12 protein-coding genes are annotated in these 12,058 nt (G+C 72.2%); 3 read left to right on the top strand and 9 right to left on the bottom strand.

Annotated features, from left to right (window positions below):
- Nucleotides 1–39: 39 nt before the first annotated feature.
- Both A4R25_RS11425 and A4R25_RS11420 read left to right on the top strand, forming a co-directional pair.
- Nucleotides 40–831, top strand: a complete 792-nt coding sequence (locus A4R25_RS11425) for an EI24 domain-containing protein (RefSeq protein ID WP_064446697.1) — start codon at nt 40–42, stop codon at nt 829–831.
- A gap of 1 nt (nt 832) precedes the next feature.
- A complete protein-coding gene (locus A4R25_RS11420) occupies nt 833–1,351 on the top strand; it encodes an O-acetyl-ADP-ribose deacetylase (protein ID WP_064446696.1) in 519 nt (172 codons plus the stop codon).
- Here the strand turns inward: A4R25_RS11420 and A4R25_RS11415 are convergent.
- The 7 genes from A4R25_RS11415 to A4R25_RS11385 form a co-directional block, all read right to left on the bottom strand.
- Complete coding sequence (locus tag A4R25_RS11415; RefSeq protein WP_064446695.1) at nt 1,344–2,249, bottom strand: GNAT family N-acetyltransferase; 906 nt, start codon at nt 2,247–2,249, stop codon at nt 1,344–1,346. The two genes, A4R25_RS11420 and A4R25_RS11415, sit on opposite strands and share 8 nt — an antisense overlap.
- A gap of 108 nt (nt 2,250–2,357) precedes the next feature.
- Nucleotides 2,358–3,365: a LacI family DNA-binding transcriptional regulator gene (locus tag A4R25_RS11410; RefSeq protein WP_064446694.1), complete on the bottom strand. Its 1,008-nt coding sequence runs from the start codon at nt 3,363–3,365 to the stop codon at nt 2,358–2,360.
- A gap of 19 nt (nt 3,366–3,384) precedes the next feature.
- Complete coding sequence (locus A4R25_RS11405; protein WP_064446693.1) at nt 3,385–4,752, bottom strand: GH1 family beta-glucosidase; 1,368 nt, start codon at nt 4,750–4,752, stop codon at nt 3,385–3,387.
- Nucleotides 4,749–5,582: a carbohydrate ABC transporter permease gene (locus tag A4R25_RS11400; RefSeq protein WP_030504579.1), complete on the bottom strand. Its 834-nt coding sequence runs from the start codon at nt 5,580–5,582 to the stop codon at nt 4,749–4,751. The genes A4R25_RS11405 and A4R25_RS11400 overlap by 4 nt, the downstream gene beginning before the upstream one ends.
- Entirely contained in the window at nt 5,579–6,568 is a 990-nt protein-coding gene (locus tag A4R25_RS11395; RefSeq protein WP_064446692.1) for a carbohydrate ABC transporter permease, read from the bottom strand. Before A4R25_RS11395 ends, A4R25_RS11400 begins: the two co-directional genes overlap by 4 nt.
- A 70-nt stretch (nt 6,569–6,638) precedes the next feature.
- Nucleotides 6,639–7,946: an ABC transporter substrate-binding protein gene (locus A4R25_RS11390; RefSeq protein WP_064446691.1), complete on the bottom strand. Its 1,308-nt coding sequence runs from the start codon at nt 7,944–7,946 to the stop codon at nt 6,639–6,641.
- Nucleotides 7,947–8,124: 178 nt separating this feature from the next.
- Nucleotides 8,125–8,880, bottom strand: a complete 756-nt coding sequence (locus A4R25_RS11385) for a maleylpyruvate isomerase family mycothiol-dependent enzyme (RefSeq protein ID WP_043328053.1) — start codon at nt 8,878–8,880, stop codon at nt 8,125–8,127.
- Between the two features lie 70 nt (nt 8,881–8,950).
- Between A4R25_RS11385 and A4R25_RS11380 the strand changes: the two genes are divergently transcribed.
- The gene (locus A4R25_RS11380) at nt 8,951–10,042 is read left to right on the top strand and encodes a UDP-N-acetylmuramate dehydrogenase (protein ID WP_043328055.1); all 1,092 of its coding nucleotides are present in this window, start codon (nt 8,951–8,953) and stop codon (nt 10,040–10,042) included.
- A 305-nt stretch (nt 10,043–10,347) separates the two neighbouring features.
- On the opposite strand, the gene A4R25_RS11375 is transcribed toward A4R25_RS11380, so the two are convergent.
- Together A4R25_RS11375 and A4R25_RS11370 are read right to left on the bottom strand one after the other, a co-directional pair.
- Nucleotides 10,348–11,130 carry a hypothetical protein gene (locus A4R25_RS11375; protein WP_064446690.1) on the bottom strand — a complete coding sequence of 261 codons (783 nt, stop codon included), beginning with the start codon at nt 11,128–11,130 and terminating at the stop codon, nt 10,348–10,350.
- Entirely contained in the window at nt 11,130–11,894 is a 765-nt protein-coding gene (locus A4R25_RS11370) for an SDR family NAD(P)-dependent oxidoreductase (RefSeq protein ID WP_064446850.1), read from the bottom strand. The genes A4R25_RS11375 and A4R25_RS11370 overlap by 1 nt, the downstream gene beginning before the upstream one ends.
- Between the last annotated feature and the right edge of the window lie 164 nt (nt 11,895–12,058).

The following is a 12,058-nucleotide window of genomic DNA, read 5'->3' as shown; positions in this document are numbered from 1 at the left end:
GGCCCATTGTGGTGCACCGGCAGATTAGGCTGTGCCGTCGTGAACGCCTCCCGTACGATCGCGCCGGTCACCGGCGCGGCCACCCGCTTCCTCGGCGGCGCCGGGCTGCTGCTGCGCGGCTTCGGCATGTACGTCCGCAGCCCGAAGCTGATGCTGCTCGGCGTGATCCCAGCGCTGATCACCGGCGCGCTCTACGTGGCGTTGTTCGCCACGCTGCTCTACTTCGTCGGCGACCTGGCGGGCTGGCTCACCCCGTTCGCCGACGACTGGTCGTCGCCCTGGCGCAATCTGCTGCGGGTCGCCGCCGGGCTGGCGGCGGTCGGCGTCGCCGGGCTGGTCGGGGTGCTCACGTTCACCGCCGTCACGCTCGTCATCGGCGACCCGTTCTACGAGGCGATCTCGGAGCGGGTCGAGGACCGGCTCGGCGGCACCCCCGGCGCCGTGGACGTGCCGTTCTGGTCCTCGCTGCGACGCAGCCTCGCCGACTCGTTGCGCCTGGTGGCGCTGTCCGCGCTGATCGGCGTACCCCTGTTCGCGGCCGGTTTCATCCCGGTGGTGGGCCAGACGGTGGTCCCGGTGGTCGGTGCCCTGGTGGGTGGCTGGTTCCTGGCGCTGGAGCTGGTCGGCGCGCCGTTCTACCGGCGCGGGATGCGGCTGCCGGACCGGCGGTCCCGGCTACGGGCCGACCGGCCCACCGCGCTCGGGTTCGGGGTGGCGGTCTTCCTGTGCTTCCTGATCCCGCTCGGCGCGGTGCTGGTCATGCCGGCCGCCGTGGCCGGGGCCGCGCTGCTGGCCCGCCGGTCGCTGGGCCAGCCGATCGAGGAGAGCTGAGATGGACACCGTGCTGATCGAGGGGGACATCACCGCGCAGCAGGTCGACGCGATAGTCAACGCCGCCAACTCGTCGCTGCTCGGCGGCGGGGGCGTGGACGGCGCGATCCACCGGCGCGGCGGCCCGGCGATCCTGGAGGAGTGCCGGGCGCTGCGCGCCTCCCGGTACGGGCGCGGGCTGCCCACCGGCCAGGCCGTCGCCACCACCGCCGGCAACCTGCCCGCGCGCTGGGTGGTGCACACGGTCGGGCCGGTCTTCTCGCCGGGCGAGGACCGTTCGGCGCTGCTGCGCGACTGCTACGCCAACAGTCTGCGGGTCGCCGACGGGCTGGGCGCCACCCGGGTGGCGTTCCCGCTGATCTCCGCCGGGATCTACGGCTGGCCGGTCGAGGACGCGGTGGCGCAGGCGCTCACCGTGCTGCACGCGGCCACCCCGGAGCACGTCACCGAGGCGCGGCTGGTGCTGTTCGGCGCCGATACGTACGCCACTGCGGTGCGGGTGGCCGCCGGGCTCAGCTGAGCGTGCGCCGGCACGACCACTGGCTGTCCACCGGCCGGTAGCCGAGCCGCTCGTTGATCGCCAGCATCGGCGCGTTCACCTCGTGGTTCGAGGTGTACGCGGTGCGAGCCCCGCGCGCCGCCGCACCGTGAAGCGCGGCCTGCTTGGTCAGCCGGGCCAAGCCCTGGCCCCGGTAGGCGGGCAGCGTGCCGGTGAAGTCCGACCACATCCGGTCGCCGTCCCGCTTGACCAGGCTCAGCGCGACCAGTTCCCCGTTCACCTCGGCGAGCGTGCTGGCCGCCCGGTCCAGCCCGGGGTTGTCCCAGCACTCGTGGCGCCACAGGTCGAAGCCGAGCGAGTCCGTCGGCACGTCCCCCGGCTCGTCCCGGGACGCCTCGGCGTCGACCCGGTGCACCAGACGCGGGTCGAGCCCGGCGGCGGACACCAGCCGTACGCCCGGCGGCGGCTGCGGCATCGGCGGGGGCGTGCTCAGGTCCAGCGCCGAGTAGCGCACCTCCCGGCTGGGCGTGAAGCCGTGCCGCTGCGCGAACGGCAGCGACTCGGTATGCGCGTAGGTGAGCACCTCGGTGGACCCGAGCGTCAGCAGGTGCCCGAGCGCGGTGTCGAACAGCGCCGCGCCGGTGCCGTGGCGGCGATGCGCCGGGTGTACGTGCAGCAGGGAGATCATCCCCACGCCGGGCGTCGAGGTCTGCGTGTTGCGGTACGCCGACGCCCAGCCGACGACCTCGCCGTCCGCCTCGGCGACCCAGGCCGCCCAGTCCTCGCCGGGCGGCGGTTCGGCGATCATGCGGCGGGTCGACTCGACTCCGCGCACCAGATAGGGGAAGACGAGCGCGCGTAACGCCACCACGGCGGGCGCGTCGTCGGGGCGGGCGGGACGGATCTCGGCTGCGTTCATCCGGCGGACCCTAGACCCGCCGCCACCCGCGCCGCGACCGGTTAACGGGGGGCGGGCTGTTAAGAAGGGCCCCCTCCTCTACCGGAGGCGTTAGGAGGGGGCCCTTCCTTACGCGGACTCGCGCAGCACCAGCTCGGTGGGCAGCACCAGTGCCTGCTCGACCGTCTCGCCCGCCGCTATGCGCAGCAACTGCCGGGTCATCGACCGGCCCAGCTCCACTATCGGCTGCCGCACGGTGGTCAGCGGCGGCTCGGTGTACGCGGCCGTCTCGATGTCGTCGAACCCGATCACCGCCACGTCCTCGGGCACCCGCCGCCCGGCCTCCCGCAGCGTCCGCAGGGCGGCGTGCGCCATCAGGTCGGAGGCGGCGAACACGGCGTCCAGTTCCGGGTCGGCGGCGAGCAGCTCGCGCATCGCGGCGGTGCCCGACTCCCGGGTGAAGTCGCCGTACGCGACCAGCTCCGGCAGCCCGGCCTCGGTGATCGCGCTGCGGTAGCCGATCAGCCGCTCGATTCCGGCGACCATGTCCTGCGGCCCGGCGATGGTGGCGATCCGACGGCGTCCGCTCGCGATCAGGTGCTGGACCGCCGTGCTCACGCCGCCTTCGTGGTCGACGTCCACGTACGGCACGTCGGCGCCGTCCAGCGGCCGTCCGCTGCACACCACCGGGATGCCGAGGCGGGCCAGCCGGCCGGGCAGCGGGTCCTCGCCGTGCAGCGAGGCGAACAGCACCCCGTCGACGTGCCGGCCGGTGGTGTACCGCTCCACCCGTTCGTGTCCGGCCGGTGAGCCGGCGAGCATCAGCACGAGCTGCTTGTCCGCCGCCTCCAGCTCCTGCGCCGCGCCCCTGATGATGCCCGGGAACACCTGGTCGTCGGAGAAGACCCGGGTGGCCGCCTCGGGCAGCACCAGCGCCACCGAGTCGGTCCGCTGGGTGACCAGGCTGCGGGCGGCGAGGTTCGGGACGTACCCGAGTTCCTCGACCGCCCGGCGTACCGCCTGCCGGATCGGCTCGGCCACAGTGGTCGAGCCGTTCACCACCCGGGAGACGGTGGCCCGGGACACGCCGGCCAGCCGGGCCACCGCCTCCAGGGTCGGTCGCTGTGCCGTCGTCATCCCCGTAACCACCACCTCGTCACAGCCCGTTCCGGGCGATCACCTCCTGGTACCAGCGGGCGCTGTGCTTTGGTGTGCGCCGCTGGGTCAGGTAGTCGACGTGGACGATCCCGAATCGCTTCCGGTAACCCTCGGCCCATTCGAAGTTGTCCAGCACCGACCATACGAGATAACCGCGCAGGTCCACGCCGCGGGCGATGGCTTCGTGCGCGGCGCGCAGGTGCCCGTCGAGGTAGGCGACCCGGTCGGTGTCCGCCACCCCGCCCTGCTCGTCGAGGTCGGTGTCCGGAAACGCCCCGCCGTTCTCGGTGATCATCAGGGGCAGCCCGGGGTGGTCGGCGGCCACCCGTTCCAGCAGCCGGGTCAGCCCGGCCGGCTCGATCGACCAGCCCATGTCGGTGAGCGGCCCGGCCGGCGGCAGGAACTCGACGGTCCCGGCGGTGCCCGGGTACGCGTCCCCGCCCGCGCCGCCCGCCCGCCCGGCCACGTAGGTGGGCGCGTAGTAGTTCAGGCCGAGCAGGTCCAGCGGCGCGGCGATCAGCTTCTCGTCCCCGTCCCTGATGAAGTCCGGCGCGACGATCCGGTTGACGTGGGCCAGCACGTCCGCCGGGTAGCCGCCGCCGGTGAGCGGGTCCAGGAAGATCCGGTTGTGCAGGCCGTCGACCAGCCGTACCGCCTCGGCGTCAGCGGCGCTCGCGGCGTCCGCCGGCTGCACGTCGGCCAGGTTGAGCGTGATCCCCAGCGTCTCCACGCCGGCCGCGCGCAGCGCCCGCGCCGCCAGGCCGTGGCCGAGCAGCAGATGGTGTACGGCCCGGAACGCGTCACCGGCGTTCCGCCGCCCCGGCGCGTGCACCCCGGAGCCGTACCCGAGGTAGGCCGAGCACCACGGCTCGTTGAGCGTGGTCCAGGTGCGGACCCGGTCGCCGAGGCGGCCGTGCACGGCGAGCGCGTACTCGGCGAAGTGCTCGGCGGTCTCCCGGACGGTCCAGCCGCCCCGGTCCTCCAGCGCCTGCGGCAGGTCCCAGTGGTAGAGCGTGACGATCGGGTCGAGGCCGGCGTCCAGCAGCGCGTCGGTCAGCCGGTCGTAGAAGTCGAGCCCGCGCGGCTCGACCGGGCCGGTGCCGTCCGGCCGCACCCGGGGCCAGGACACCGAGAACCGGTACGCCCGCAGCCCCAGCTCGGCCATCAGCGCGACGTCCTCGGCGTACCGGTGGTAGTGGTCGCAGGCCACGTCGCCGGTGTGGCCGGCGAACACCGCGCCCGGCGTACGGCTGAAGGTGTCCCAGATCGACGGACCGCGACCGTCCTCGCGGGCGGCGCCCTCGATCTGGTACGCGGCGGTGGCCCCGCCCCAGACGAAGCCTTCCGGGAATCGGACGTTGCTCATGCCTTGACCGCACCTTCCATGATGCCGCCGATGATCTGGCGGCCGAAGACGATGAACACCAGCAGCAGCGGCAGCGTGGCGATGGCCGTGCCGGTGAACACCTGCGACATGTCCTGGTAGTACCCGTCGGAGAGGGCCCGCAGCGACAGCTGCACCGTCGGGTTCTCCGGGTCGTTCAGCACCGCGTACGGCCACAGGAAGTCGTTCCAGGTGGTCATGAACGTGAGCAGGCCGAGCACGGCGGCGGCCGGGCGCAGCGCGGGCAGCACCACGTTCCAGTAGATCCGGGCGGTGTTGCAGCCGTCCATCCGGGCCGCCTCGATCAGTTCGGTGCTGACCGCCTGGCCCGCGTACTGGCGCATCATGAACACGCCGAAGCCGGTGACCAGCGCCGGCACGATCACGGCGGGCAGCCGGTCGTTCCAGTTCAGCTTCGTCATGAGCAGGTAGAGCGGGATCACGCCGAGCTGCGTCGGGACCATCATGGTGGCGACGATGACCAGCAGCAGCGCGTTGCGCCCCCGGAAGCGCAGCTTGGCGAACGCGAACCCGGCCAGCGTGGAGAAGAACACCACCGAGATCGTGACTGTGGTGGCCACGATCGCCGAGTTGATCAGGCCGGTCAGGAAGTACGCGTCGGTGTTGTCGAACAGCCGGGCGATGTTGGCGCCGAGGTTGCCGCCGGGGGTGAGCGGCGGCGGCACCTGGCCCATCGTGTCGCTGGTGCGGCTGGCCACCACGAACATCCAGTAGATCGGGAAGATCGACAGGACGGCCGAGAGCGTCAGCGCCAGGTAGGTGAGCCGGCTTGCCGACCAGAGGCGGGTCATCGGGAGACCTCCTTGCGGGAGCCGCCGCCGAGCCGGCGCAGGAGCAGGACGTTTATCGCCGCGACCACGGCGATGAGCGCGAACAGCAGCCAGGCGACCGCCGACCCGTAGCCGAAGTTGTAGTGCGGCGCGAAGGCGTTCTCGAACATGTACATGGTCACCGTCTGCGACTCCCGCAGCGGTCCGCCGCGGATCGCGTTGGTGCCGGAGTTGAACATCCGCGGCTCGGTGAAGAGCTGGAGGCCGCCGATGGTGGAGATGATGACCGCGAAGATGATCGTGGGCTTGAGCAGCGGCACCGTGATTGACCAGAACTGGCGGGCCCGGCCGGCCCCGTCGATCGCTGCCGACTCGTACAGGTCGCGGGGGATGGCCTGCATGGCGGCCAGGAAGATCAGCGCGTTGTAGCCGGTCCAGCGCCAGTCGACCATCGTGGAGATGGCGACCCAGGCGGCGAACCGGTTCGCCTTCCAGTCGATCGCGCTGATCCCGACGTGGTCGAGCACCCAGTTGATCATGCCGAACTCGCGGCCGAACAGGACTGCGAACACGATCGCCACGGCGGCGGTCGAGGTGACGTTCGGGATCAGCACCGCCATCCGCCAGGTGGTACGGGCGCGCAACTGCCGGTTGAGCAGGTTGGCCAGCCAGAGCGCGGCGAGCAGCTGCGGGACCGTGGAGATCACGAAGATGCCCAGCGTGTTGACCACCGAGTGCCAGAAGTCCGAGTCGGCGAGCAGCTGGGTGTAGTTGTCGAAGCCGATGTACGGGTGTTCGGCGCCGAGCAGGTCCCAGTCGTGCAGCGAGACCCAGAACGTGTACGCCAGCGGGTACGCCCCGAAGACGCCGAACAGCAGGAAGAACGGGGCGATGAACAGGTACGGCGAGTACTTCGTGTCGAGTCGGCTGAGCCGGTTGCCCAGGCCGGGACGGGTGGGGCGGGGTGCCGGTGCGACCGGCGGGCGGGCGTCGAGCTGGACGGCCATGACCCGGGACTCCTTTCCGCCGTGCGGGCGGCCCCCGTGGCCGGGTGGCCGCCCGCACGCGCTGCTCGGGTTACTTGGCGGCGGCCTTCTCGGCGTTGGCGACCGCGTCGCTCCAGCCCTGTTCCGGGGAGCGCTTGCCCAGCTCGACGCTGCGGACGGCGTTCTCGACCTCGGTGCGTACGGCCTGGTTCTTCGGTCCCATGTAGACCGGCTTCAGGCTCTTGGCGCCCTCGGCGAAGATCTTCCCGACCGGCGCCTCGGAGAAGTAGGCGTTCTTCGAGTCGATGATCGCCGGGTCCTCCAGCGCCTGCGGCGAAGAGGGCAGGGGACCCTTCGCCTTGAACGCGCCGATCTGACCCTTGGCGCTGGTCAGGAACTTGGCCAGCTCGATCGCCTCGGCCTGGTGCTTGCTCTGCTTCGGCACCGCGAGGAACGAGCCGCCCCAGTTGCCGCCGTTGCCGGGGATCTGGGCGATGTCCCACTTGCCCTTGGCGGCCGCGCCCGCGTTGCCCTCGATCACGCCGGTCATCCAGGCCGGGCAGGCGATGGTGGCGAACTTCGACTGCTTGAACGCCGACACCCACTCCTCGGACCACGAGCCGTACTTGCCGGACAGCCCCGAGTCGATGATGTCCATCGTGGTGTCGTACGCCTGCTTCACCGCCGGGTTGCTGCCCACGACCAGGTTGTTGCTGGTGTCGTAGTAGCTGTAGCCGCTGCTGTTGCCGGCGGTCTGGAGCAGGATCGTGTTGAAGGTGTTGGTCGCGGCGTCCAGGAACGACGCGCCCGTCTTCTTCGCGGTGAACTGCTCGCCGACCTTGATGTAGTCCTGCCAGGTGGGCCAGAGCTTGGACACGGCCTCCCGGTCGGTGGGCAGGCCGGCCTTGGCGAACAGGTCGGTGCGATAGCACATCGCCATGCCGCCGACGTCAGTGCCGAGGCCGATGAGCTGCTTGCCGTCGGCGGTGAGGCCCTGGTTCCACTTCCAGTCGAGGAAGTTGCCCTTCAGGTCGGCCGCGCCGTGGTCGAGCAGGTTGACGAAGTTCTGCGGGTTGGCCTTGTACTCGACGAGCAGGCCCTCCTCGATGGCGACCACGTCACCGGCGCCCTTGCCCGCGGCGAGCCACTGGGTGAGCTTCGGGGAGTACTCGTCGAGGTTGCCGCCGGTGCCGCGCTCGACGATCTTCACGCCGGGGTGGCTGGCCATGTACTCCTGGTAGAGATCGGCGTAACCGAACTGGCCGAAGACGTCGACGGTGAGCGTTATCGGCCCGTCGGCGGCGGCATCGTCGCCGCCGCCGCAGGCGGTGGTGCCGAGCAGCGCGGTGGCGGCGACCACTGCAACCGCCGCCAGGCGGCGGCGCGTGAAGGTGAGCATGCTGTCCTGACCTCTCGGGTCGTCGAAACGGGTGGTGGAAGGCGGTTCCGGAACTTAGAGAGCGCTCTCACGACAGCGTGGTGGAGGGTCACGGACCTTGTCAAGAGAGCGCTCTCAGAGCTGTCCGAAAAGAAACGGAGAGGGGCGCCCGCCGCCCCTCTCCGTCCGGTGCCCGTCGTCAGCCGACCCGCAGGCCCCCCAGCAGGGCCGGGTCGCCCGCCACGTCCAGCGCGTCGAAGCTGATTCGGCCCATCAGCGCCAGCAGCAGATCGCTCGCCGTGCCGGCCACCTGTGCCCGGGCCCGGTGGTCGTCGTGGTCCAGGATCGTCGCGGTGTCCAGCAGCGCGACCCCCTCACCCCGCAACCGCAGGTACCACTCCTGGGCCGCGTCGGTCGCGGTCAGCTGCACCACGCCGCGCCACTGCCCGGGCTGCACCCGCCGGCCCGCCGGCAGCCAGGTGTCCAGCACCTCGCTCACCCCGTCGGCCGCGAGCTTCGCCTCGATCGGATCACCCGCACCGATCGCGAGCTGGGCGTCCCAGCGGTGCACGGCCGTCTCGTGCGCCATCCGGCGCGGCCAGAAGGCCGCCTTCTTCGGCTGCGGCGCGAAGTTCCAGGCCGGCGCCTCCGGATCCGCCGCCTCCAGCAGCGCGGTGATCCGCTCGTACTCCCGCACGTACCACTGGGCCGGCGTCAGGTCCGCCGGCGGCTCCGGGTCGTGCCGCTCCGGGCGGGTGGTGCCACCGGCGGTCAGCACGGTGCCCGCCCAGACGTACACGCGGGTCAGGTGATGGGCGAGATCGGTGACCGTCCAGCCGGGACAGGACAGCACGGGTGTCTCGGGCGGCGCCTCCGAAACCGCCGCGGCGAAGGCGGGACCCTCCGTGCGCAGCGCGCCGATCCAGAAGTCCTTCGTGTGGTGCAGTCTGCTCATCGCCATCCTCCCGGGGGTGACCGGGCCACCAGTGGGTGCGCCGGCTACCCCTCAGCCTAGGGTGAAAGGCGTGTCAGACGTCTACGCCGAACCGGCTACTGCCGGTGAACCGACCGATCCGGCCACCCTGGCGCGCTACACCACGCTCCGGCTCGGCGGACCCGCCGGGCGGCTGGAGATCGCCGAGGACGCCGCCCAGATCGTGCGAAAAGTGCAGGAAGCGGAGGCCCGCGAGCAGGCCGTGCTGGTGCTGGCGGGCGGCAGCAACGTCGTGATCGGCGATCAGGGCTTCCCCGGCACCGTCGTGCTCGTCCGCTCGCGCGGGTTCCAGGCCGTGGCCGAGGAGGGCGACACCGTCACGGTACGTGTCGAAGCCGGCGAGCCGTGGGACGACTTCGTCGCCGCCACCGTCGAGCGCGGCTGGTCCGGGCTGGAGTGCCTCTCCGGCATCCCCGGCTCGGCCGGCGCGACACCGATCCAGAACGTCGGCGCGTACGGCCAGGAGGTCGCCGAGACCATCGTCGCCGTCGAGGCGTACGACCGGACCGAACGCCGGGTGGCGCGGATCGCGGCGGCCGACTGCGGGTTCGTCTACCGGGGGAGCATCTTCAAGTACAGCGACCGCTGGGTGGTGCTCTCGGTCGACTTCCGGCTCACCCGGTCCCCGCGCTCCGGCCCGGTCCGCTACGCCGAACTGGCCCGGGCGCTCGGTGTCGAGGTCGGCGACCGGGTGCCGCTGGCCGAAGCCCGGGCCACCGTGCGGAAGCTGCGCGCCGGCAAGGGCATGGTGCTGGACGCGGCCGACCCGGACACCTGGTCGGTCGGCTCGTTCTTCACCAACCCGGTGCTGCCGGGCGAGGTGTTCGAGCAGGTACGGGAACGCGCCGCCGAGGTGGGTGAGCCGCCGCACTGGCCGGGCGCCGACGGCACGGTGAAGGTCAGCGCCGCCTGGCTGATCGACAAGGCGGGCTTCGGCAAGGGGTACGCGGGCCCGGAGGGCGTCGCCATCTCCAGCAAGCACACGCTCGCGCTCACCAACCACTCCGGCAGCGCCAGCACGGCCGCGCTGGTGGCGCTGGCCCGCGAGATCCGAGACGGCGTCCAGTCCCGCTTCGGCGTAACCCTCCACCCCGAACCAGTCCTGATCAACTGCACCATCTGACCCGCGCCCCCGCCCCCCGCCCCCCGCCCCCTCCCACTCCCCCTCCCACCCCCGCGATCTTGCACTTCCGGCCCTCGGTCCGAGCGTTTTGACCCGTTCTGCCGGGGCAGCAAGTGCAAGATCAACGCTTGGCTCGAAGGGTCCCGCCGAGGGTTCCAGGGGAGGGGTGACGCCTCCCTTGATCTTGGAGTTGTGGTGCCTCGTGAACTGGGCCAAACGGGGCAAGATGGGCGCCACAAGTCCAAGATCGGCGGGGCGGTGGGCGGTGGGCGGTGGGCGGTGGGTGGGGGGCGGGGGCGGGCGGGTCAGCGGGGGGAGATGGCGGGCCAGGGGAGCGTGAGGTTGCCGTGGCGCCACGTACGAGGGCTGTCCTGGATCGGCCAGCCTGACTCCTTCACCGCCTCTACCGTCCGCAGCCAGCGCTGCCGGGGGCCGAACGGGGCGTAGCCGGCGGCCGCGCGCCACGCCCGCTCCAGCGCCTCGATCAGGTCGTGGATGCGTTCACCTGGGACGTTGCGGTGGATCAGCGCCTTCGGCAGCCGCTCGGCGAGCGTGGCCGGGCTCTCCAGCGTGGTCAGCTTCGCCGACAACGTGAGCGTGAGAGGGCCGGTGGCGTCCAGCAGCACCCAGGAGCCGAGCCGCCCCAGCTCGTCGCAGGTGCCCTCGACCAGCAGCCCGCCGGGCGCGAGCCGCCCGGTGACTGTGTGCCAGGCGTCGGCCACCTCGCTCTCGTCGTACTGGCGGAGCACGTTGAACGCCCGCACCAGCGCGGGACGCAGTCCGGCCAGCTCGAAGCCGCCCCTGGCGAACGTCAGCCCGGGCGGGTCGGCGGCGGGCAGGGCGGCGGCGACGCGTACCGGATCGATCTCCAGGCCGACCACCCGCACGTCGGCGCGGACGCCGGACGCCAGCCGGGCGCGCAGCTCGACCGGGGTGACCGGGGTGGCGCCGTAGCCGAGGTCGACCACGAGCGGGTCGGCGGCGGCACGCAGCGCGTCGCCGCAGGTCTCGACGACCCAGTTGTCCACCCGCCGGAGCCGGTTGGGGTTGGTGGTGCCCCGGGTGGCCACGCCGAGCGGACGCTCCATCAGGACTCCCGGTGCACCTTGTGCTGTGCGGCCTGGGCCAGCGGGCGGACCACGAGCCGGTCGATGTTGACGTGGTGCGGGCGGGTCGCGCACCAGGCCACGCAGTCGGCCACGTCGTCGGCCACCAGCGGTTCGGCGACACCGGCGTAGACCGCCTCGGCCCGGTCGGCGTCACCGCCGAAACGGACCAGGCCGAACTCCTCGGTCTTCACCATGCCGGGGTCGATCTCGATCACCCGGACCGGTCGGCCGCACAGTTCGAGCCGCAGCGTGCCGGCGACTGCGGTCTGCGCGTGCTTCGCGGCCGTGTAGCCGCCGCCGCCCTCGTAGACGACGTGCCCGGCGGTGGAGCTGACGATCACGATCGTGCCGGCGCCGGAGCGCTCCAGCGCCGGGAGCAGCGCCTTGGTGACGCGCAGCGTGCCGAGCACGTTGACGTCGTACATCCATTGCCAGTCGCCCACGTCGGCCGTCTCGACCGGGTCCAGGCCGCGCGCGCCGCCGGCGTTGTTCACCAGCAGCGTGACCGGCCCGGGGGCGGCCTCGGCCGCGGCGGCCAGCCCGGCGACCGACTCGTCCGAGGTCACGTCGCAGGCCACCGCGCTCGCCGCGCCGCCGGCCGCCTCGATCTCGGCGACCAGCGCGGCGAGCCGGTCGGTACGCCGGGCGGCGGCGAGCACGTGGAATCCCTCGGCGGCGAGCCGGCGGGCGGTGGCCGCGCCGATCCCGCTGGACGCCCCGGTGACGATGGCGACTGAAGTCATCCGGACATTGTCCACCGCCGCCCGGCCGCGCGCGGTGATGAGGTCCGTCACGCCGGGGACCCGGCGAAGGGCATTTCCGAACCCCGATGGGGAAGATGAGATCCGGCACACGGGTTGACCGAGAAGCGCCGGTCGTGCGGGACGGCATCAACCGTGACAGAGGG

The sequence above is a fragment of the Micromonospora sp. NBRC 110037 genome (assembly GCF_001652995.1).
Lineage (GTDB): Bacteria > Actinomycetota > Actinomycetes > Mycobacteriales > Micromonosporaceae > Micromonospora > Micromonospora chalcea.
The sequence above is the reverse complement of the archived record's forward strand: the minus strand, read 5'-3'. Positions and strand labels throughout refer to the sequence as shown.

Excerpts from the sequence above, each read along its gene's own strand:
- A4R25_RS11420 (WP_064446696.1), top strand. The coding sequence starts at position 833 with ATGGACACCGTGCTGATCGAGGGGGACATCACCGCGCAGCAGGTCGAC.
- A4R25_RS11415 (WP_064446695.1), bottom strand. The coding sequence starts at position 2,249 with ATGAACGCAGCCGAGATCCGTCCCGCCCGCCCCGACGACGCGCCCGCC.
- A4R25_RS11410 (WP_064446694.1), bottom strand. The coding sequence starts at position 3,365 with ATGACGACGGCACAGCGACCGACCCTGGAGGCGGTGGCCCGGCTGGCC.
- A4R25_RS11405 (WP_064446693.1), bottom strand. The coding sequence starts at position 4,752 with ATGAGCAACGTCCGATTCCCGGAAGGCTTCGTCTGGGGCGGGGCCACC.
- A4R25_RS11400 (WP_030504579.1), bottom strand. The coding sequence starts at position 5,582 with ATGACCCGCCTCTGGTCGGCAAGCCGGCTCACCTACCTGGCGCTGACG.
- A4R25_RS11395 (WP_064446692.1), bottom strand. The coding sequence starts at position 6,568 with ATGGCCGTCCAGCTCGACGCCCGCCCGCCGGTCGCACCGGCACCCCGC.
- A4R25_RS11390 (WP_064446691.1), bottom strand. The coding sequence starts at position 7,946 with ATGCTCACCTTCACGCGCCGCCGCCTGGCGGCGGTTGCAGTGGTCGCC.
- A4R25_RS11385 (WP_043328053.1), bottom strand. The coding sequence starts at position 8,880 with ATGAGCAGACTGCACCACACGAAGGACTTCTGGATCGGCGCGCTGCGC.
- A4R25_RS11375 (WP_064446690.1), bottom strand. The coding sequence starts at position 11,130 with ATGGAGCGTCCGCTCGGCGTGGCCACCCGGGGCACCACCAACCCCAAC.
- A4R25_RS11370 (WP_064446850.1), bottom strand. The coding sequence starts at position 11,894 with ATGACTTCAGTCGCCATCGTCACCGGGGCGTCCAGCGGGATCGGCGCG.